This window comes from Candidatus Nanohalobium constans (assembly GCF_009617975.1).
Classification (GTDB): Archaea; Nanohalarchaeota; Nanosalinia; order Nanosalinales; family Nanosalinaceae; genus Nanohalobium; species Nanohalobium constans.
The window spans coordinates 955,438-973,463 of record NZ_CP040089.1; the positions used below are offsets into that span (position 1 = coordinate 955,438).

Sequence of the window (18,026 nt, forward strand, 5' to 3'; positions counted from 1 at the left end):
CAAGTCAGTCAAAGGCACTTCAGAAGAGGAAATTAGCTAATCTTCAAGTTCTCTAGTCTCAGAGTATTCTCTGTAATCTTTGTCGCTGGAAACTATCTTTTCTTCTCCAGATGCTACGAGATGTAGTGCATCGAAAGGAGTGAAGTCTTCCTCCTCTACATAGCTTGCTGCGGCTTCTACCTCTTTAATCTCTCCTTTTACATCAATCAACTCTATTGCTTCAGCTACTACCCTCAACACATTCATATTTTCCCTGTATGCGATCAACATAAGTTCAATCAGGGTGTAGCGGGAAGTCCAAAGATCATCATTTTTCTTGTAAATTTCTCTGGCATTTTCCTGCAGCCAGTCATCATCTTTCAGTAGTGCCAGTACAAAATCTGTCTCAGCATACATTCTATCGGCCTGCCTCTTCCATAGCAGTCTCTAAAGCACCTTTCTTAAGCTCTTCTACAGACTTATCAGTGCCTTCAAACTCTTCTCTTAGTGCCTCAAGAGGATCATCAGAGACAGGGACCAGCATTATCTTATCCCCTCTATCTATAATATGGAACTTCTCACCGAACTTCTCCCTCATCTCCTTGGGAATGTATACTCTACCATTATCTGCAGTAGTAGTCATAAAACAAGAATATTTGTCAAAATTTAAAAATCTTACCAATAAGGGGGGGAAACGCCTATTCTTTTAATTGGTAATGAGTAATTAGTCATTATGACTACTGTTACTATCAGCGAAGATACCCATAGAAAGTTGAAGAAGTTGAAGGAGAAAGAAAAAATCAGCTCTTTTGACGAACTTCTGGATAATATTGCAGAGGAGAAACTGGACATACCTTCATCCGAAGAGATGTTCGGCTCCATGGAAATTGAAGACAAAGAAGAGATTAGAGATCACGACGACAGAGCCGATAGATATGAGTGAATACTTGCTTGACACATGGGCGTGGATAGAGTTCTACATCGGAAGCGAGAAAGGGAAAGAAATTTACCAGAAAATAGAGGAAGCGAAGTGTTACACCTCAATAGTATCCTTAGCGGAAATGTCTGACAATTACCAGTCAGGAAACCTAAAATCAGACAATAAATGGAGCGAAATTAGAGGCTTTGTAGAGTCTAAAACAGAAGTAGTGACTTTAACGCCCGAAATATGCGGAAATGCAGGAAAAATAAAACAGCAAGAAAGAGAAAAATTCTCAGACTTCGGACTAATGGATGCAATAATACTGTCAACCGCCAGAAAAAACGACCTAGAATTAATTACAGGAGACAAACACCTAAAAGATAAAGAAAGAGCAAAAAAGTTAGAATAAAGAGCTGGAATTCATTATTGCTTTCTTCTATCCAAGACAGGATTTACATTATCGAAAAATCTGTTTGAACTTGATTTTGCTACCCATACATTATTTTGCTGTATGTTACATTCTACATTGAGATTTTGAAGTATTTGCTGCACCATTTTCTTCTCTTGTTCATCATAGGAGCAGATTCTGGGCGACCCGCAAGGATGAAGATTTCCATCTGAATCGTATTGTCCTTCGATATATTTCCAGGCCTTCCCTTCTTCAAAAAGCCAATCCACTTTATTTTCCAAATTTTGTAGCCATTCAGCAAGTACTTGTGATGATGCCCAAACAGCGTCTTTGCCTTCTTTCTGTCCTGTATTAGGATTTAGACCTAAGGCTTTCAGGTTTTCTACAAATTTTTCAGCAAATTCTGAATCTTTGACTTCAAGCCCTATTGTGCCGTTATTATCATGAAATCCATCTCCATCAATAACTCCTAGAATATAAGATAAAGATTCAGTTTGCCCGAATTTGACATCAATTTCATTTTCTTCGGCAAGTTTTCTGCATTTCTCAGCGACCTCTTCACTATTCCTGTATTCTTCTTGGTTTCTTGCTAAACCTAGATCCATTGCCTTGAGCTTTATGGCATTCCAACTTCTCTCTGGAAGTAATTCTGAAATCTCGGATTTATCTCCAGGATAATTTTCCCTCAATATCCGCTTTTCTTCTTCTGACCACGGGTCAGCGATATCCGACTTAATATCATATTCGCTCATCCATTTAGAGACAGAAGACTGTGTAACTCCTAATTTTTCACCAATCTGTCTTTGACTCAAATCCTCATCGTGGTATAACCTGTAAAGCTCTTCAGCGCTTACCTTAGACATAAATCAAATTAGAAAAAAGAGAATAAAAAAGTTTAGCTATTTAGAATGTTCCCGAAGCCATCAAAGGAACTTTAGACCCTGCTGCCGCAATAGGAACGGCCATGTACCCCAATTTTCTCAATTTATCCATAATCTCCTTGTCGTCTTTGTTTTGGGCTCTTCCTGCTCTTTCTTTGGTGTTTTCTACATCTTGTAGCCATGCAGGGATTTCATCGCTTTTGTCTGTGGATACTTCGCTTCCTAGGCTTCTGAATCCTGCCCAGTACTTTGGTGAAATCGGTACATCGTCTTTGTTGAGTCCTTCCGGCAGATCTTCTTCTGTTTCCGGGTAGCTGTTGATTTCTACTCCTGTGATGTCTGGCACCATGTGGAACCAGGATACATCCCATACATCTCTTTCGTCTAGTTGTAGGATGGGGTGTACTCTGATGTGGTCTGGGTCGCTTCTTGGACTGTAGAAGTCTTCGTCACCTCTACTTTCGTGTTCGTCCCATCTTACTCCGTTGATCACTGCTTCAATATTGTGGTTTTCAAGCAGTTCGTGCATTGGAACTGTTTTGAGAAGGTGGTTTCCTGCTTCTGTATCCATGAGCCATGGTACTTCTTCGTAGTCTCCTACTTCTTCAGCTGCTTCCTGATTTCTGTCGTTGAGTTCTGCCACAGGTACTTTGTCTCCTGGTTGGTCTGCTTTTTCTATTAGGTCTTCGTTTTTGGCCGTCATTACTTCGAATCCCCAGTTGTCGGCTAGTCTTTCGACATAGTCTTCGAGTTCGTCGAAGTGTTGTCCGTGGTCTACGAACATGAACTTGGGTTTGTCGAAGCCGTGTTCTTCGCAGACTCTTTTGACAAGCCATGCTGTCAGTGTGGAGTCTTTCCCCCCTGTGAATCCGATTACTACATTGTCGGTGTCGTATTCTTCTAGTGCTTGTTTGACGACTTCTTCTCCTGCTCTGATTTTAGCTTTTATCGGTGCGTTCTCAATTTCGTCTCGTGTTACAGGTGCTTCCATAGATAGTATCAACTCTGTTTATTCTAGATATCCTAATTGTCTCAGTTTATCCGCGATCTCCTTTGCCTGATCATCGTCAAGCTCCTCTTGCTGGTTCTCTGAATCAGCCAGTTCTCTAAGCTTGTCTTGTACGAATCTTGATAGATTGATGTGATTCTCATCGACAAACTCTGCCAAATCCTCAGGCAAAGAAATAGTCTTCCTCGGCATAATGCATAACTTATGCATATTGGTTAATAAGTGGTTGGTGAAGTTTAAACAGTTCTTATCTTCAAACTTCAGGTATGGGAGATGCCGATCAAAAAGCATTGAACGCACTGGCAAAGGGTGCTGGCGTGACTGCGATAGGGATGGGTATTTCCAAGGTATTGACTTATCTTTACCGGGTTTCAATTGCCCGTTTTGTTGGTCCTGAGGCGTACGGTCAGTTGTCAACTGCTTTGATGGTTGTCGGTATTGCAAGCACTGTCGCCTACCTGGCTCTGGGCTCAGGTTTGAAGAAGTTTATACCAGAATTCAGAAGTAGAGATGATTTTGCAAGTATTAAGGGCATAGTTATCAGTGCACTCCAGTTAACCGTTCCTGTATCTATAATCATTTTCCTGGCAGTGTTCTTCGGAGCAGAGTTCATCGCTGTAACTATTTTTGAAAACCCGAAACTAGTTCCTCTCATAAAGATTCTATCGTTCACTATACCTGCAGGAACCCTTTCCAGACTCTTCTTCGATACAACACTGGGATTCAACAAGATAATTTACAAGACCGGGACAGTCAGGATATTTCAAAACATTGTTCAGCTTGGGACAACCCTGATACTTCTTTTAATGGGTTTTAAAGTAGTGAGTGCTGCTTATGGCTGGTTACTGGGAACCGTAGTTGCTGCCATTCTCGGTTTCTACTTTATGGAGAAAAAAGTAGGTCCAATACTTTTCTCCAAGACTAAACCCTCCTATCACCGAAAAAAGCTGCTCAGATTTTCCACCCCACTGCTACTCTCAGGAATAATAGGAACACTGCTCGGCTGGGCAGACACAGGACTGCTACAATACTTCATGGAAGACCTTGAAGTAGGACTGTACAACGCAGCCCTGCCTACCGCCATACTGATACTTCTGCCTCACAAAGCAATTGGAAGCCTGGCAATCACTTCATTCTCCGAGCTAAAGGAAAGAGACAAAGAAAGCGTAGAGAGCTCCATACAAAGAGCCACATACTGGGTTTTCTCACTTGTATTCCCTACCTTCCTCATAATGCTCCTATTCTCAGACAAAATACTGCAAATACTCTGGGGATCAGAATACACACAAGCCTCAATAGCACTCTCAATTCTAGCAACAGGATACCTAATAGACGCCCTAGTAGGCAGAGTAGGAAGCCTCCTCCAATCAGAAGGACACACAAAATACATACTATACAACAACACAGCAGCACTAACACTCAACATCATACTCAACATCATACTAATACCTCCATACGGAATAGCTGGAGCAGCAATCGCCACAGCAACCTCCACCATACTAACCAACGTATTAATGTACATCGAAGTCCGGAAAAAAGAAGGAATAAACAGCATACCCCACAAAAAAATCTCAAAAATAGTACTAACCGGACTAATACCACTATCAATCATAATAACACTAGACACAATACTCTTCACAAACACACCATACTGGTTCCTGATCCCAGCAGGAACAACCTACATTACAACCTACATCCTCCTATTCCTCAAAACAATAGGACTTGGAGAAGAAGAAAAAGAAGTATTTCTCAGGATAGGAGAGATCACAGGAACAAAAGATAAGGTTAAAAAAATACTGGCAACCATAGAGAGAAGAATTTAATCCCTTAAATCATACTCTCTGTTGGCTTCTCTCAGTCTTTCTGGAGTTCCAACATCTATTCGTGAACCTTGGATTTCATCATATCCCACTTTGTAACCATTTTCTCTCATCAAGTCTATTGCGTCGGTTAATTGGTACTCATCGCCTTTACCCTTCTCTATATTATCTATAGCCTCGAAGATTTGAGGTCCGAAGACATACATACCTGAGATACACAGATCAGAAGGTGCTTCATCAGCAGACGGCTTCTCAACCATTCCCTCCACCAAGTTATCATCTCCAGGTTCTAGGACGCCATAAGAAGTCACATCATCTGGCTTGAAAGCTCCGATGGTTGCGTCCATGCTGTTGTGTTTGTGGAACTTGACCAGCTCATTCATAGCCTTCTTATCATCAACATAGTTGTCTCCCAGAACCACTGCAAAATGTTCATCATTGATTACATGTTCTCCAGCTTTTACTGCTCCAGCTAGACCATTTCTGTCATCCTGAACCACATAAGTCAACTGTACGCCGTAATCATCACCAGATCCTAAGTAGTCTAGGATTGCGTGCTGTTTCCAGCCAACCACAATTACAATTTCTTCAATACCTGCTTCCTTCATATCCTCAATACAGTGTTCGATCACTGCTTTTTCCCCTACAGGAAGAAGTTCCTTCGGATAAGCGTTCGTGAACGGCTCCATTCTAGTGCCTTTCCCAGCTGCCGGAATCAATCCTTTCATGATAATACCACATATTACCGATATCTTTTATCCTTATCTCGGCAAACAAAAAGTATGCACATCTCAGTCGTAGGAACAGGCTATGTCGGTTTGCCGGCAGGAACAGGATTGGCATCCAGAGGAAACCAAGTCACATGTATAGATATAGACGAAGAAAAAGTAGAGAAGATCAACAATGGAGACTGTCCAATCTACGAAGAAGATCTTCCAGAATTACTTGAAGAGATGGTTTCTCAAGGAAAACTTTCTGCTACTACAAACACTGCTGAAGCTGTAGCCGACTCAGATATTACTTTTCTGGCTGTCGGAACGCCGATGAACAATGATGGAAGCATAAATCTAGAGTATATTAAACAGGCTGCTGAAGACGCAGCAGAAGGAATAAAGGAAAAAGACGGATACCACGTATTCGTCGTTAAATCTACTGTAGTTCCTACAACGACCGAAGAAGAAATAATCCCTATACTAGAAGTAGTTTCCGGCAAAAAAGCCGGTGAAGACTTCGGGGTATGCATGAACCCGGAATTCCTGAGAGAAGGAACCGCACTAAACGACTTCCTAGAACCAGACAGAATAGTAATCGGCGAACTAGATGAGAAATCCGGAGACACACTGGAGAAAGTATACTCGGAATTTGATGCACCAATTATGAGAACTTCTCTGAAGGCGGCCGAACTGATTAAATATGCTTCCAACTCTCTGCTAGCAACTAAAATTTCATTTATCAACGAGATCGGCAACCTGTGTAAAGAACTTGGTATAGATGTCTACGAAGTAGCAGACGGAGTTGGAATGGATCACAGAGTCAAAAGAGACTTCCTAGACTCGGGGGCCGGCTTCGGCGGGAGTTGTTTCCCAAAAGATGTGAGAGCACTTGCTTCATTTATGGAAGATCAAGGAGAAGAACCACGTATACTTGAAGATACAATCTCCGTCAACGAAGACCAGAAAACCAAACTAGTCGAACAGCTCGAAGACCACTACCCTGACCTCTCAGGAAAGAAGATCGCAGTATTAGGCCTCTCATTTAAGCCTGGGACTGATGATATCAGACAAAGTCCAGCAATCGATATCATCTCAGAACTGAAAGAACTCGGAGCACAAATCAAGGCCTATGATCCAAAAGCGATCGAAAACATGAAAGAAAAACATCCGGATGTAGAATACACCTCCAGCTACGAAGAAGCTCTGGAAGATACAGACGCAGGTCTCATAGTAACAGACTGGGACGAATTCAACGCCATCGATCGTGGAGACCTACAGACCATGAACAAAGCCTTACTGCTTGAAGGTCGCAGAATGAGCTACGATGTAGATGAAGAAAACAGAGAGGGTATTACATGGCCATGAGCGAAAACTCTGTACTAGTAATCGCTTTTGACGGTCTTGACAAAGAACTGATAGAGGAGTTTGATTTAGAGCATGTGAAGCAGGAAGAATACGGCTCTATAGATAACAAGACTGGAATGTCAAGTATAAAGACTTCAGAACTATTTGCTTCTTTCATAACCGGCAAAACAAGAGAAGAACACGGGATAAAAGGTTTAAAGAAAGAAGAACACTGGCTTCCTTCTTTAATACCAAGCAAAGTCGCTCAAAAAGTTAGAGGCGGATATACTGTTAAACAGATTTTAAGAGATATTGCCAAACAAGGCGATAGACAATTCGATAAAAGAGATCTAGAGGGCGATAGCATATTCGAAGAAATAGAGAATTCTAAAGCCATGTACGTTCCTGGATATAACCCAAGTCCATTCTGGACTAAACACGGAACAGGAAGAGATCTCAGAGACTTAAGCATGGAGAAAAGGCCTTGGGGTTACTTTTGGGACGCACATGAACATACCAGACGAAAGAACGAGATTTTTAGACCAGTGAATAAATGGCACGACTTCCTGATGGTTCATATATTCAGGCCTGACATGCATCAGCACTGTTATGGAGATCCTAATTTATCGACTTACGATGAAAATAAACTGGAAGAGTTATACAAAGATACAGATGACCTAGCCGAGGAAATCTTAGAATACTTCTCCGAAGACTACGATACAATTATTTTTATGTCCGATCATGGTTTGCCTACGGAGAATGGGCATAACGAAAATGCTTTCTACAGTTCCAATAGAGAGTTATTTGGAGAGGAAGTTCCTAAGATTACGGACTTCTATGATAAGATCTTGGAGATTCAGGACGCTAGGTTATAGTTTTTCTGAAGCTCTCCTCTATAACCTCAATATTTTTGGCAATATCATAGTCCTCAACTATTTTTCTTCGAGCCTCTCCACCCATTTCCTCTCTTGTCTCTTTTGACTGTATAAGTTTGGAGAGTTTCTCGCTTAGTACTTCAGGGTTCTTTGGCTCTGCCAAGAGACCATCTTTTCCGTCTTCTATCAGTTCCGGTATGGCTGATACAGTGGTTGATACAGAAGGTGTTTCTAAAGCCATTGCTTCTTTGAGAACCATCGGCATAGCGTCGAGATCACCGCTCTCTGCTTCTACGCATGGGAGGATGAAGGCCTTTGCTTCTTCTATCTGTTTCTTTAGTTCTTGGTCGGAGATATAGCCCATGAAGTTGATATCCTCTCTTACTCCAAGCTCCTCCGATAGTTGTTTGAGTTCGTTTTCGAGTTCTCCCTCTCCAATAATAGTGTACTCGAGTTCTGGATAGTCTTCTTTCAACTCTGCGAAGGCCTTTATTCCATATTTGAATCCTTTTTTCTCTACAAGCCGGCCTACAGAGACTATCTTGTTTTTCTCTTTAAGGCCTTTAGGTTCGAACTTTTCAGGTCTTATAGATACGGGCACTATATCAATAGATTTTTCAAGCGAGAATTCTTCTCTGAGATAGTTTCTGTTGTACTCTGAAACTGTGACTATCTTTTGAGGATATCGTAGTAATTTGCTGCCTTGTTCTTTTCTTCCCTTCTTGAATATATCTGCGGCGTGTACCTCAATAACCCAAGGTACAGAATAAATCGAAGAAAGGTGTTCTACAGAATATTTATTGTTATGGGCAAAATGAGTCATTAAAATGTCTGGATCATAATCTGAGCCATCCAAAATTTTGCTCATCTGTTTGGTACGATAGAGATTCTTTATCTTCTCTTTAATCATCGTTTCCGTTTTTGGCAAGCTAACTAGCGCCTTTACATCTTTTTTAGTTGTAGGTAGAGCTTTATAGATACTCTTCTTTCTTATAGAATCTATATAATGAACTTCTGCTGCTATGTTAGACAGTTCATCGTGTTCAATATCCTCTTCGGGATTATTGAAGGCAATAATTTTTATCCGATGACCTCTCTTCTCTAACTGATAAATTTCATTTAGAATAAAGGTCTCTGAAACTTTTGGGAAGTTACCGAGAATATATAGTATCTTCATTTTTTCAAACCTTTAATTTTCTCAATTGTTCTTTCAATAGTTTCTTTTATACCATACCACTTTAGCGCGGAATATAGTTTATCCCAAGACCTTGGGTTGATTTTTTTGATTTTTAGATTATTTCTTTTGAGATAATGGACTCTTGAACTTGTTTTATTGTTGAGTTGTTTTTGAGCTTTTTCTGGCATTACTGTGAATCTGTACCCTATTGTATCAAATTTGTCTAGTCTTCCGTGTAGTATTTTTGCCTCGTTGTAGAGGTATCCTGGTATTCCGAATCTGCAGTTGTATTCAGAGGGTATTGTTGTAAAGTCTACATCGGAGTAATATAGGGCTTTCCTGAATACTGGTTGGTCTCTGTGGCTTTCGTATGACCGGTCTTCATATAGTTCTTTCCAGTCATCGAAGAGCTGTTGAACGTCGTCCGTCTTACGGTAGCTTATCACTCCCGTATTTAGTTCCGAAAATGTTGGTGGAACATCCTCCATCTCTTCTGATGCTCTCTGAGGCGCTCTTCTAATCGCTAGCTCAAATTGATTTAGCACATCAAAGAGTTCATTGATCTCGTCTACTACATAGGTGTCAGTATCAAGGTATAGTGTTCTATCATAAGGTGTTTTTTCCAATAAGTAAATCTTATCGCTTCCTTTCCCGGGATCATCAACAACTATATTTTCATCAATAAAGTCATACTGCTTCTCTTCTAAAGTTATTAGAGTTATAGGCACATCATTTGTCTTTTTCAGCTGCTTAGCTGATTTTTCAAATTCTCTAAAGTAGTTTTCTTCAGTGACTATATAGACAACTCCTTCTGAATCTTTCATTTTTACTATTCAACTCTCCATTCATACAGTACTTTTGCTTTGCTTTTCAATTCAGTGGCTTTATCCAGATCCATTTTTTCGTTTTCTGTTAAGACCTCTGATTTCCAGACGTATTCACCTTCTGTGGTTAGGTCATATTTTATTTCTGAATTAATTAAAGAGAAGCTTTTGCGGTTGTAGATTTGTTCGCATCCTTCCGGTATTTTTCTTCCAAATTGTTGGACGAACCCTTTTCTGCCGAAGTATTCTGAGTTAAGTATTTCCCGGGATTCTACCTCGCTGTCTTGAATGAGGCCGTGAATTATGTCTATCATTTCTGTGTGGCTGTAGAGACCTCTTTCATCAATCTCCAAGTCTAGTTCTCTACCTTTGCTGAAGATGATGCAAGGTACTTCTACGAGTTCTTTGTAGGTGCCGAGGTGGTGGCCTATTAGCTTGGTTCCTTGCTTTTCGTATTCTCCTATCAGTTCTCCATGATCACCAAGAACAATGAAGACTGTATTCTCTGGAGCTTCTCTGTAGAAGTTTCTTATTTTTCTGTCGGCATATCTTATCGAGGCCTTGTATGCTTTCTGTCGTATATCGAGCTTGGTGTCCGAGAATCCTTCCGGCAGGTAATCTTCGAGGACCTTAGTCTGTGAGGCGTCTAGTACCTCTTCTTCAGAATAATCGGATAGATATGACTCCCTGTCTTCTTCGTCAAATGTGTAAGGCGAGTGTACCGGCATGATGTTGGCGAATACGAATTCATCTTTCTCGGATTTGAGTTTCTTGTTCGCTTCTTCTAGAGTTCTTACTGTTTTCCCCGAGTTGTGGTCTGCTTCTCTTGAGGTGAACTTATCGGTTATGTGTCGGAAGAAACTTTTAGCTGAATCAATATCTCGTTTCTTTATAGTCTTCTTGAAGAAGTAGCTGTATTTTTCTTTTCTGCCGGAGAATTCGTCGTCTTTCTGCCAGATCTCTTTCCAAGTATCTCCTCCGAGGTCTTCAGTTGTCTGTACAAACTGCTGGAATCCCTCGCTGAACCCTGTTTCCTCTGTTATCAAATGGTTCTCTGTGAAGGCAGAGGTACTAAATCCTTTTGACACAAGCATCGATGTCAACATGTTCTCTTCGCTGAAATAGGTGTTTTCTGTCGTTGTTCCATGTTCTGAGGATAGCTTCCCTGAGAAAAGTGATGCGTGCGCTGGCACAGTCCAGGGAGAGTTAGCGTAGTAGTTTTCCAAATGAAGACCTTCTTCCGATTTCTCAGATAGGAATGGAGCTATCGAATTATCTTTTACAAAATCTTTCTTTCTCCAGGTATCGACAACTAAGAGAACTATATTCATTTGAAAACCCTTTTGACCTTCACAGCTATATTTATGAGATCTTTACCTGTCAGTCTCCTGAAAAGATATAGAACAAATAAAGCATAAGCCTCTAGCTCTAGAGAGTTATTTCTGATAGTTTTAGACAAGTGTTTTTCAGTTCCTCTGTTATCTCTCAGAGTGTACTGTTTCTTGGCTCTGTTAAGGTGGTGCCGGGCCTTTACTTTTGATCCGGCTTTTTCTAGTAGATCTGAGTGTTTTTCTGTTATCTTTTCTCGTCCTTCTGTTGCTACGTCCACCTGGCTGCTTTTGGAGTCGTCGCTTTGATGATAACGAACTAGAGGTTCATTGATATAGCCGAACTCTGCTTCGTTTTCTATCAGTCTTATCCATAGGTCCCAGTCTTCTCCACTTGGAATATCTTCATCAAAACCGTTTATTTCTTCTAGAACCTCTTTCTTAACTGAAACTTTGGAGGGCGAACCTATTTTGTCTCTTTCAAGTATCTGTTCAAGACCTAGCTTTTCTTCCTTCCTTACGATATCTTGAACCTCTCCGTCTCTGTACGCCTCTATAGCTGAGTATACTGCATCGTAATTGTTTTGCTTGAAATCTTCTGCTTCTTTCTCTAGCTTTTCTGGTTTCCATTCATCATCGTCATCTAGGAAAGCAATATATTTTCCAGAAGCATTTTGTATGCCGAGGTTTCTGGCAGATGAAACACCTTGCGCATTGTCGTTAATGTGTCTTTCCAGGTCAATATCCTTGTCAAGACTTTCAACTATCTCTTTAACCTTCTCTTTATCTTCTTGTTCAGGATTGTCATCTACCACTATCAGCTCAAAGTCGGTGTAGGTCTGTGATATAATACTTTCAAGAGCTCTCTCCAGCTTTTCATCTCTCTTATAGGTTGGAACTATTACGGAGAACTTAATCATCAACCGCACCTTTCACTTCTAACCAAGGCACTTCAACAAGTTCTTTTTCTTTTCTTCCTATGCTGTGGCCCCATCCTCCTTCTCCTAGTAGTTCTCCGTGGTCTGATGTGACTATTATTTTGCCTTCTAGTTGTTCTACTAGTTTTTCTACTTGTTCTAAGGCTAGCCTGAGGTCTTCTGTGTAGTATTGTTTGACTTGTTCTTCGCCTTGTTCTCTGGCTAGTTTTTCGTAGTTGTTTCCTAGCCCCAGTATTTCCTTAACTTTGGTCTGGAATCTGTAAGGTGTTAATTCGAATAAAGGGTTCCAGATCGGCCTTGTTGTATCCAGTATTTTCCTCAGTGTTGATTCTTCTTCGTCTTCTAGTTTGTTTTTTGGCGCCCAGTCGAAGTCTGTTTCTCCTAGTGAGATGAACGGTCTGTGTGGCTGTATGAAGTGTATTATCGTCTTTGAACCATCTAGGTTTTCTTCAGCTGTCTTCCTGAAGTCTTCTGGTCTTACTGTGTTTATTTCTTCGTCCCAGTCGTGTATCCAGGAGTCGACTATGTTCGTGAATTTGTCGGCTGCACTCCAGTCCCGGTCTTGACCGCTGACAAGATCTCCCAGTGACAGACCTTGGCCGTTGATGTATGGGTTGGCGGAGATGTAGTTGTAGTTATATCTTCTGCCGTCGAAAGTGTTCCACAGCCATTCTGGTGTTGCGGAGCCTCTACTCTTGACTTTCTTCAGGTCGCCCTCTAGAAAGCCCTCATAGTTGTCTCTGAAGTAGTCGTATCTACATGCGTCTAGGATGATGAGGTAGTCCCAGTCTGTTCCGTGGATGTCTTGTTTCTGCGTCATTCTTGTCCTCTCAATTCTAAGAATTTTTGTGGCTTTACTATTGTTATATTTTCGTATTCTTTTAGTTCTAGTAGGTCCGAGTCTCCGGAAATTATGTAGTCTGCATTGGCGGATACTGCGCATTCGAGAAATTTGTTGTCTTCAGGATCTTGTGATTTATCTATAGACTCTTCTGAACTGATGAATAGGAATTCAGATACCAGTATTTCCAGGAACTTTTGCTGCTCTTTTTCCGAAAAGTCAAACTTGTCGTATTCCAGGACTTCTGATACCTCATCAATCATTGACTGTGTGGCAAAAGCATCTATTTCTTCTCCGAGAGCTAGTTCTAGGCATTCTTCTGGTTTGGCGTCCCAACCAATAGCTGAAATCAAGACATTTGTGTCTAAAACTACTTTCTCGCCCATTCTATCGCGTCCTCAATCTCTTCTTTCTCTAAACCTTCTTCCTGGAATCTTTCCTGGACTTTGTTGCTCAGTTTCTCATACTCCTCTTTAACATCAAAGCTGATTTTCTTGAACATCACACCATCTTCAACCTGGACTGCTATGAAGCGATCAGAAGGGCTGAAATCAGCCTTGTCACGGATATCCTTAGGTACAACGAGCTGACCCTTGGGCGACATCTTCACTATATCCTCACTCATAGTTTAACAGTTAAACTGTAAAACATTTAAATCTTAGGCTAATTTCACAGCAGTTATAACCCGATATAAGAATCATGCCAAGCAGGTTTTAACCCTACTAAAGTTTAAACTGTTCCTACTCTAACCCTGCCAAAATTTAGAAAGTATTATTTCTCAAATTTCTCAATCAAATCCTTGAAAGATTTATCAGCCACAACCTTAACATTCTCATACTTTTCTGACAGCCATTCTGCGAAGTTTTCCTGGTGTCCTCCTGCATGATCCGATGGTCTTACCAAGACTTTTTCTGCAAGGTTTGCTGCTTCGTAAGAAGCCATTCCTCCACGAGTTACAACTGTCTCAGTCCTACCCATAAGGTCAAGGAACTCTTCATGTGATATGTCCTTCCAGTATTTTTCCTGTAGTTCCGGGTCGTTGCTGGAGGGTATGACAAGCAGTTCATTGTCTTTTTCATCGGATTCATGTTCTGAAAAGTCCCTGTACTGTATTATCTGCTTGTTCTCAACTTTGTCAGTGTGATACTTGTCAAGTAGTTCGTCTTGTGAAACCCAGACTCTGACAGATGAGAATCTGCTGAGGATTTTTGGTGTCAGGCTAGGCTGTTTTGTCCTGTTTTCTGCTTCTACTGCTATAACTTCTATCCTTTTTAGAGCAGCTATTAAACCGATCGGAAAAGAGGTGTTGGCTCCGTAAACTGCTACTTTCTCTGGTTTCTCTTTCTTAAGTATTTTCCAGCTTCGATAGAAGTTCTTCAAAGCCCTTATAGGCCTGTAGAACTTTCCGCCTGTAGGTCTCCAGCTAGGTGCTCTGTAAACTTTTTGTGCAAAATCGTAGTCATATTCATCGTCTCGATCTGTAACCACGATATACTCTGGATCTTCTATTTCTTCCTCTATCCTAGCTTTGACTGCTGGCGTTGCTGTTGCGTGCCCACTGTGCCTAGAACCTAGAATGATTTTTGTCATGGTTTCAGCTTCTTCAAGTAGTTCTTAGCGACATTTACTATTGAGCTGCCGGCTGCTTGTTCTATGTGATATATATTTGCGTCCGGGATTTTCTCGTTGTTCCATTCGAATACATGTTCTTTCTTAGTCATGGGCTGAGTGTGATGTCCTGAAACAGCTAGTGCTAAAGCGTACTGTTCGTGATGGTTGACCTTGCCCTGGCTTTCAAGATCAGAGTTCACATATCTGACCCATTTATCCTGTATTTCCTGATGGAGACCGTTCTTGAATATCAAGAACCCTGCGTTCGGCATCCAGTCCATGTATTCCTCACCGTGTTCCTCGAACAGGTCTTCCCAGTTCTCCAGATCGGCTGAACCGGGTCGGGCCTTGAACTCGAAGTCTCCTTCTATTACTTCCCATATATCGTTGCCTATTACTGTATCGCAGTCCAGAAATACGACATTCTCCGACTCTAGAGAACAAAGGTTGATTTTCTCACCGTAGTGGCTTTCTGGTAAACTTCTGGAGACATTGAATGCTTCCGTCTGGTTCTCTTTTTTGATTATTTCTGCCCCAGTATCCTTCAAAGCTTCTTCGTCTTCTTTGTCGTATGGTGGAGTGTAGAATATCTTGATTTTCTCCGGTTCTACATGTTGTTTGAGTGTGGCTATGCTTCTGAGGCATTGTTGAACCATGTTTTTCCTGCTGGATAGTGTGTATACGAAGACGGTGTTTTGTTTAATTTCCATTGTAATATCTGTTTATGAGCTTGTTATCTCTTTCATTTCTTGAATGAATTTTTCGGCATTGTCTCTCATATCGAGTTTATCGTATTCTATTTTTGCATCAGGATCGTAGTCTATTTCCTCCCTTGCTGTTTTTATTCTGGAAAAGAACTTGGCATCTTCACTTTCTATTAGATTTTCATCCTTGTAGAGAACTTTGCCTACTAGGCTGTCAACACCTTCGTGAGTCTTAGGTTCGAAACCTTTGCTTAGTAAGACAGATTTAGCTGCATAGAAGATAGAATAGTAAAGCGAGTTCCAGTACATCCTATCTGATATTCCTTTAACTCTTTTGAGGTCATTTAGTGACTCTTCAGCTAAATCCATAAATTTCTCAGATTCAGACATATAGTTCACCGGTCGATCTGACCTCTCGTCCGTATACCGTGTTCTTCATTTCTTCGTATTCTTTTTCAGTCTTTACTATAGGTGAGAAAGATATGCCGTACTGAATACCTATTTCAAAAGCTATGTCTCGGAGTTTTTCCTTTTGATCAGTGACCTCAACCACTGCGAGAATATCTACATCTGACTGCTCTGTCTGTTGATCACAGGCCACGCTACCATACAGGAACAGTTTATCCAGTGAATCGCCTAGTTCTTTCTGTGCTTGTTCTGCGAATTGTTCAAATGCTTTTCTGTGAGGTAGTTCCGACATAATCAATATTGCTGAACAGAATATTATATGGATTTTTACATATGGATGACAGGAATGAGAATCTCAGTTTTCTCTTGGCATGGTTAAAATCTGTCAGATATTTCTTCCTCAGGATAACCAGGTTCTCTGTAGAATATGCTGTAAATCCTTATGTTGCCATTTTCTATATCATATATGGCTATGTGGTCGTTTTTGCCCATTCTTTCTTCTTTTATTTCTAACCTGTATATGTCTCTTCCTTTAATCTGGATTAGTTTGGCGTCAGCATGGTTTGTTGGATCGTCTTTGAGTTCCTCAATCTTTTCTTTAATAACCTTTAGTTGTTCTTTCTCTAACTCTTTAAGCTCTTTTTCTGCTCCTTCAACGAAGTCAATGTTCATTCCTTGATCCCTAGATTTTCCCAGACTTCATCTGCTGGAGTAGTCTCAAGCTCTCCCTTCTTTTCTTTCTCCCAGACTTCCAAAATCCTTTCAACTTCTTTAGGGTATAGTTTTGTCTCTCGTTTCAGTTTCTCTCTTATAGCCTCTCGCACCCACTCAGAGGGAGAAGGATAGTTCTCTTTCTCAGCTGTTTCTTCTATCTGTTTTTTCTGGTCATCCGGTACTCTAACATTTATCGAACCCATTCAAAACCACATGTAACACAGATACTTCACAAATGTTTTACATCTTATGTTTCTTTGTAGTCTTCGTGACTTGTTCCTTTATACTCTACTCCCTCATTTTTATCTCTGATAATTTCTTCTACTTCTCCATCGAACTGAGAAAGGTCTTCCTTATCTCTATCGAGGTAATCGAACTAGAAAACCAATAAGACTTCTCATTAGTTGAACTATTTAGGCCATCCTGGACAGTATTCCGAAGATTGTGCCGAAGATTGAGATCAGTGTTCTGAAGAATCCGACGATTAGTGTTGATATGAAGTTGGCGAGCATTTTCTTGTTTCGAGAAGGTCCATGATCTGAATGACCGTGATCTCCGTGTCCGCTCACTAAGTTAGTTAGGAAATACTAATGTTTTTAATGTATCGTAGAGGCTCTGAGGAGTAGCAACAACCCAAAGTTCCACATGAAATCAGGGGGTCGAGAAGTTCTATATAGATCGAACACATTCAAAGAAGTATACAAAAGATTCGAGTAAATTCGAAAAGAGTTTAGAATAGTTTATTGAGAACAAAGTAATTTTTCTAGCTAAATTAGAATCAATATCCGTCAGAAAGTTTTCGAAACAAGAGTTGTAACCCACTGGTAAACCAGTTTAAAAGAGGTTCATTGTTCGCTAAGAATTAACTTTAGAGAAGTCTAAAACAAAGATTATGACCTGGTCTAGAAATCAGTTAAAGCCATATTTGAACCTCCAAATGAGCTAAATTTGAGATCCTTAAAGTTTGATTTATACTCAGAGTACTTATCCAACTGTTCAGAATCCTTAGGAACCCATAAACACTGGACACTTGGTATATTTTCTGGAGAAAAAACCAAAGAGTACAATCTCTGCAATTTTTTGTCCATACAAAGCACAACCAAGTTTAAACCTTCATAACGGACATCCAAGCGACCATTTTTGCTACCGGATGCTGTTATATTCTTTTTAGTATTACCATCCGTGTAAATAACTGTCTTTATTTGAATAAGTGCTATTTCATTATCTTTCACTGCCAACATGTCTACACCCTGATCTATGTCAGGCTTAACTGTTGAATATCCCTTTGAAGCCATTATCTTTGCCAATTCATGATAGCCTATTTCGCCTCTAGAAGCGTCAATCATGTACTATAGTGCAGATTATACACTAAAATACTAATTGAATTTGACCTGCCACCCCCTGATTTCGTATGGAAGAGAGTTTCTTAGATAGCAAAAGCAAAAATAACACTGCTATCAAAAGATAACATACTTATCATATGATCACACTGTTATCTCAGTAAAACGTTGAACTCTTAGTAGTTCTAC

Annotated in this window: 26 protein-coding genes; 5 read left to right on the forward strand and 21 right to left on the reverse strand. The window is 40.5% G+C overall.

Going from position 1 to position 18,026, the window contains the following annotated elements:
• Positions 1-36 precede the first annotated feature (36 nt).
• Both LC1Nh_RS05990 and LC1Nh_RS05995 read right to left on the reverse strand, forming a co-directional pair.
• Positions 37-396, reverse strand: a complete 360-nt coding sequence (locus LC1Nh_RS05990; RefSeq protein WP_153550793.1) for a PIN domain-containing protein — start codon at positions 394-396, stop codon at positions 37-39.
• Between the two features lies 1 nt (position 397).
• A complete protein-coding gene (locus LC1Nh_RS05995) occupies positions 398-622 on the reverse strand; it encodes an AbrB/MazE/SpoVT family DNA-binding domain-containing protein (RefSeq protein ID WP_153550794.1) in 225 nt (74 codons plus the stop codon).
• Between the two features lie 90 nt (positions 623-712).
• Here LC1Nh_RS05995 and LC1Nh_RS06000 point away from each other — a divergent pair, with 90 nt between their 5' ends.
• Together LC1Nh_RS06000 and LC1Nh_RS06005 are read left to right on the forward strand one after the other, a co-directional pair.
• Positions 713-922 carry an antitoxin VapB family protein gene (locus tag LC1Nh_RS06000; protein ID WP_153550795.1) on the forward strand — a complete coding sequence of 70 codons (210 nt, stop codon included), beginning with the start codon at positions 713-715 and terminating at the stop codon, positions 920-922.
• Complete coding sequence (locus LC1Nh_RS06005; protein ID WP_153550796.1) at positions 915-1,310, forward strand: PIN domain-containing protein; 396 nt, start codon at positions 915-917, stop codon at positions 1,308-1,310. Before LC1Nh_RS06000 ends, LC1Nh_RS06005 begins: the two co-directional genes overlap by 8 nt.
• A gap of 14 nt (positions 1,311-1,324) precedes the next feature.
• On the opposite strand, the gene LC1Nh_RS06010 is transcribed toward LC1Nh_RS06005, so the two are convergent.
• From LC1Nh_RS06010 to LC1Nh_RS06020, 3 genes are read right to left on the reverse strand one after another with little or no spacing between them, the layout of a single operon-like run.
• A complete protein-coding gene (locus LC1Nh_RS06010) occupies positions 1,325-2,173 on the reverse strand; it encodes a helix-turn-helix domain-containing protein (protein WP_153550797.1) in 849 nt (282 codons plus the stop codon).
• 40 nt (positions 2,174-2,213) lie between these two features.
• On the reverse strand, positions 2,214-3,182 hold the full coding sequence (locus LC1Nh_RS06015; protein WP_153550798.1) for a phosphoadenosine phosphosulfate reductase family protein: 969 nt from the start codon (positions 3,180-3,182) through the stop codon (positions 2,214-2,216).
• Positions 3,183-3,200: 18 nt separating this feature from the next.
• A complete protein-coding gene (locus LC1Nh_RS06020) occupies positions 3,201-3,410 on the reverse strand; it encodes a hypothetical protein (protein ID WP_153550799.1) in 210 nt (69 codons plus the stop codon).
• A 56-nt stretch (positions 3,411-3,466) separates the two neighbouring features.
• Between LC1Nh_RS06020 and LC1Nh_RS06025 the strand changes: the two genes are divergently transcribed.
• The gene (locus tag LC1Nh_RS06025; protein ID WP_153550800.1) at positions 3,467-5,023 is read left to right on the forward strand and encodes a flippase; all 1,557 of its coding nucleotides are present in this window, start codon (positions 3,467-3,469) and stop codon (positions 5,021-5,023) included.
• On the opposite strand, the gene LC1Nh_RS06030 is transcribed toward LC1Nh_RS06025, so the two are convergent.
• Positions 5,020-5,748 carry a sugar phosphate nucleotidyltransferase gene (locus LC1Nh_RS06030; protein ID WP_153550801.1) on the reverse strand — a complete coding sequence of 243 codons (729 nt, stop codon included), beginning with the start codon at positions 5,746-5,748 and terminating at the stop codon, positions 5,020-5,022. The genes LC1Nh_RS06025 and LC1Nh_RS06030 overlap by 4 nt on opposite strands.
• Before the next feature lie 54 nt (positions 5,749-5,802).
• Between LC1Nh_RS06030 and LC1Nh_RS06035 the strand changes: the two genes are divergently transcribed.
• Positions 5,803-7,098, forward strand: coding sequence for a UDP-glucose dehydrogenase family protein (locus LC1Nh_RS06035; protein ID WP_153550802.1), 1,296 nt, complete (start codon positions 5,803-5,805; stop codon positions 7,096-7,098).
• Positions 7,095-7,952 carry an alkaline phosphatase family protein gene (locus LC1Nh_RS06040; protein ID WP_217907042.1) on the forward strand — a complete coding sequence of 286 codons (858 nt, stop codon included), beginning with the start codon at positions 7,095-7,097 and terminating at the stop codon, positions 7,950-7,952. Before LC1Nh_RS06035 ends, LC1Nh_RS06040 begins: the two co-directional genes overlap by 4 nt.
• On the opposite strand, the gene LC1Nh_RS06045 is transcribed toward LC1Nh_RS06040, so the two are convergent.
• The 15 genes from LC1Nh_RS06045 to LC1Nh_RS06115 form a co-directional block, all read right to left on the reverse strand.
• Positions 7,942-9,129: a glycosyltransferase gene (locus LC1Nh_RS06045; protein WP_153550804.1), complete on the reverse strand. Its 1,188-nt coding sequence runs from the start codon at positions 9,127-9,129 to the stop codon at positions 7,942-7,944. The genes LC1Nh_RS06040 and LC1Nh_RS06045 overlap by 11 nt on opposite strands.
• A complete protein-coding gene (locus LC1Nh_RS06050; RefSeq protein WP_153550805.1) occupies positions 9,126-9,953 on the reverse strand; it encodes a glycosyltransferase family protein in 828 nt (275 codons plus the stop codon). The genes LC1Nh_RS06045 and LC1Nh_RS06050 overlap by 4 nt, the downstream gene beginning before the upstream one ends.
• 5 nt (positions 9,954-9,958) lie before the next feature.
• Complete coding sequence (locus LC1Nh_RS06055; protein ID WP_153550806.1) at positions 9,959-11,284, reverse strand: sulfatase-like hydrolase/transferase; 1,326 nt, start codon at positions 11,282-11,284, stop codon at positions 9,959-9,961.
• On the reverse strand, positions 11,281-12,201 hold the full coding sequence (locus LC1Nh_RS06060; RefSeq protein WP_153550807.1) for a glycosyltransferase family 2 protein: 921 nt from the start codon (positions 12,199-12,201) through the stop codon (positions 11,281-11,283). Before LC1Nh_RS06060 ends, LC1Nh_RS06055 begins: the two co-directional genes overlap by 4 nt.
• Positions 12,194-13,039 (reverse strand): hypothetical protein, encoded by an 846-nt coding sequence (locus LC1Nh_RS06065; RefSeq protein WP_153550808.1) that lies wholly within the window; start codon positions 13,037-13,039, stop codon positions 12,194-12,196. The genes LC1Nh_RS06060 and LC1Nh_RS06065 overlap by 8 nt, the downstream gene beginning before the upstream one ends.
• Complete coding sequence (locus LC1Nh_RS06070; RefSeq protein ID WP_153550809.1) at positions 13,036-13,446, reverse strand: putative toxin-antitoxin system toxin component, PIN family; 411 nt, start codon at positions 13,444-13,446, stop codon at positions 13,036-13,038. Before LC1Nh_RS06070 ends, LC1Nh_RS06065 begins: the two co-directional genes overlap by 4 nt.
• Positions 13,431-13,685: an AbrB/MazE/SpoVT family DNA-binding domain-containing protein gene (locus LC1Nh_RS06075; RefSeq protein ID WP_153550810.1), complete on the reverse strand. Its 255-nt coding sequence runs from the start codon at positions 13,683-13,685 to the stop codon at positions 13,431-13,433. Before LC1Nh_RS06075 ends, LC1Nh_RS06070 begins: the two co-directional genes overlap by 16 nt.
• Before the next feature lie 146 nt (positions 13,686-13,831).
• Positions 13,832-14,650 (reverse strand): glycosyltransferase family 28 protein, encoded by an 819-nt coding sequence (locus LC1Nh_RS06080; protein ID WP_153550811.1) that lies wholly within the window; start codon positions 14,648-14,650, stop codon positions 13,832-13,834.
• Positions 14,647-15,381: a glycosyltransferase family protein gene (locus LC1Nh_RS06085; protein WP_153550812.1), complete on the reverse strand. Its 735-nt coding sequence runs from the start codon at positions 15,379-15,381 to the stop codon at positions 14,647-14,649. The genes LC1Nh_RS06080 and LC1Nh_RS06085 overlap by 4 nt, the downstream gene beginning before the upstream one ends.
• Before the next feature lie 12 nt (positions 15,382-15,393).
• The gene (locus LC1Nh_RS06090) at positions 15,394-15,765 is read right to left on the reverse strand and encodes a HEPN domain-containing protein (RefSeq protein WP_153550813.1); all 372 of its coding nucleotides are present in this window, start codon (positions 15,763-15,765) and stop codon (positions 15,394-15,396) included.
• Positions 15,758-16,075 (reverse strand): nucleotidyltransferase domain-containing protein, encoded by a 318-nt coding sequence (locus tag LC1Nh_RS06095; RefSeq protein WP_153550814.1) that lies wholly within the window; start codon positions 16,073-16,075, stop codon positions 15,758-15,760. Before LC1Nh_RS06095 ends, LC1Nh_RS06090 begins: the two co-directional genes overlap by 8 nt.
• A gap of 83 nt (positions 16,076-16,158) precedes the next feature.
• Positions 16,159-16,455, reverse strand: a complete 297-nt coding sequence (locus tag LC1Nh_RS06100) for a hypothetical protein (RefSeq protein WP_153550815.1) — start codon at positions 16,453-16,455, stop codon at positions 16,159-16,161.
• Entirely contained in the window at positions 16,452-16,700 is a 249-nt protein-coding gene (locus LC1Nh_RS06105) for a ribbon-helix-helix domain-containing protein (protein WP_153550816.1), read from the reverse strand. Before LC1Nh_RS06105 ends, LC1Nh_RS06100 begins: the two co-directional genes overlap by 4 nt.
• 210 nt (positions 16,701-16,910) lie before the next feature.
• Positions 16,911-17,066, reverse strand: a complete 156-nt coding sequence (locus LC1Nh_RS06110; protein ID WP_153550817.1) for a hypothetical protein — start codon at positions 17,064-17,066, stop codon at positions 16,911-16,913.
• Positions 17,067-17,399: 333 nt separating this feature from the next.
• Positions 17,400-17,843 (reverse strand): hypothetical protein, encoded by a 444-nt coding sequence (locus LC1Nh_RS06115; RefSeq protein ID WP_153550818.1) that lies wholly within the window; start codon positions 17,841-17,843, stop codon positions 17,400-17,402.
• Between the last annotated feature and the right edge of the window lie 183 nt (positions 17,844-18,026).

What these genes read in the sequence shown, in the direction of transcription:
- LC1Nh_RS06015 (WP_153550798.1), bottom strand. Translation starts at nt 3,182, where the DNA reads ATGGAAGCACCTGTAACACGAGACGAAATTGAGAACGCACCGATAAAA.
- LC1Nh_RS06065 (WP_153550808.1), bottom strand. Translation starts at nt 13,039, where the DNA reads ATGACGCAGAAACAAGACATCCACGGAACAGACTGGGACTACCTCATC.
- LC1Nh_RS05990 (WP_153550793.1), bottom strand. Translation starts at nt 396, where the DNA reads ATGTATGCTGAGACAGATTTTGTACTGGCACTACTGAAAGATGATGAC.
- LC1Nh_RS06010 (WP_153550797.1), bottom strand. Translation starts at nt 2,173, where the DNA reads ATGTCTAAGGTAAGCGCTGAAGAGCTTTACAGGTTATACCACGATGAG.
- LC1Nh_RS06020 (WP_153550799.1), bottom strand. Translation starts at nt 3,410, where the DNA reads ATGCATAAGTTATGCATTATGCCGAGGAAGACTATTTCTTTGCCTGAG.
- LC1Nh_RS06050 (WP_153550805.1), bottom strand. Translation starts at nt 9,953, where the DNA reads ATGAAAGATTCAGAAGGAGTTGTCTATATAGTCACTGAAGAAAACTAC.
- LC1Nh_RS06005 (WP_153550796.1), top strand. Translation starts at nt 915, where the DNA reads ATGAGTGAATACTTGCTTGACACATGGGCGTGGATAGAGTTCTACATC.
- LC1Nh_RS06000 (WP_153550795.1), top strand. Translation starts at nt 713, where the DNA reads ATGACTACTGTTACTATCAGCGAAGATACCCATAGAAAGTTGAAGAAG.
- LC1Nh_RS06035 (WP_153550802.1), top strand. Translation starts at nt 5,803, where the DNA reads ATGCACATCTCAGTCGTAGGAACAGGCTATGTCGGTTTGCCGGCAGGA.
- LC1Nh_RS06040 (WP_217907042.1), top strand. Translation starts at nt 7,095, where the DNA reads ATGAGCGAAAACTCTGTACTAGTAATCGCTTTTGACGGTCTTGACAAA.
- LC1Nh_RS06080 (WP_153550811.1), bottom strand. Translation starts at nt 14,650, where the DNA reads ATGACAAAAATCATTCTAGGTTCTAGGCACAGTGGGCACGCAACAGCA.
- LC1Nh_RS06115 (WP_153550818.1), bottom strand. Translation starts at nt 17,843, where the DNA reads ATGATTGACGCTTCTAGAGGCGAAATAGGCTATCATGAATTGGCAAAG.
- LC1Nh_RS06045 (WP_153550804.1), bottom strand. Translation starts at nt 9,129, where the DNA reads ATGAAGATACTATATATTCTCGGTAACTTCCCAAAAGTTTCAGAGACC.
- LC1Nh_RS06090 (WP_153550813.1), bottom strand. Translation starts at nt 15,765, where the DNA reads ATGTCTGAATCTGAGAAATTTATGGATTTAGCTGAAGAGTCACTAAAT.
- LC1Nh_RS06095 (WP_153550814.1), bottom strand. Translation starts at nt 16,075, where the DNA reads ATGTCGGAACTACCTCACAGAAAAGCATTTGAACAATTCGCAGAACAA.
- LC1Nh_RS06030 (WP_153550801.1), bottom strand. Translation starts at nt 5,748, where the DNA reads ATGAAAGGATTGATTCCGGCAGCTGGGAAAGGCACTAGAATGGAGCCG.
- LC1Nh_RS06085 (WP_153550812.1), bottom strand. Translation starts at nt 15,381, where the DNA reads ATGGAAATTAAACAAAACACCGTCTTCGTATACACACTATCCAGCAGG.
- LC1Nh_RS06100 (WP_153550815.1), bottom strand. Translation starts at nt 16,455, where the DNA reads ATGAACATTGACTTCGTTGAAGGAGCAGAAAAAGAGCTTAAAGAGTTA.
- LC1Nh_RS06105 (WP_153550816.1), bottom strand. Translation starts at nt 16,700, where the DNA reads ATGGGTTCGATAAATGTTAGAGTACCGGATGACCAGAAAAAACAGATA.
- LC1Nh_RS06055 (WP_153550806.1), bottom strand. Translation starts at nt 11,284, where the DNA reads ATGAATATAGTTCTCTTAGTTGTCGATACCTGGAGAAAGAAAGATTTT.
- LC1Nh_RS06075 (WP_153550810.1), bottom strand. Translation starts at nt 13,685, where the DNA reads ATGAGTGAGGATATAGTGAAGATGTCGCCCAAGGGTCAGCTCGTTGTA.
- LC1Nh_RS05995 (WP_153550794.1), bottom strand. Translation starts at nt 622, where the DNA reads ATGACTACTACTGCAGATAATGGTAGAGTATACATTCCCAAGGAGATG.
- LC1Nh_RS06060 (WP_153550807.1), bottom strand. Translation starts at nt 12,201, where the DNA reads ATGATTAAGTTCTCCGTAATAGTTCCAACCTATAAGAGAGATGAAAAG.
- LC1Nh_RS06070 (WP_153550809.1), bottom strand. Translation starts at nt 13,446, where the DNA reads ATGGGCGAGAAAGTAGTTTTAGACACAAATGTCTTGATTTCAGCTATT.
- LC1Nh_RS06025 (WP_153550800.1), top strand. Translation starts at nt 3,467, where the DNA reads ATGGGAGATGCCGATCAAAAAGCATTGAACGCACTGGCAAAGGGTGCT.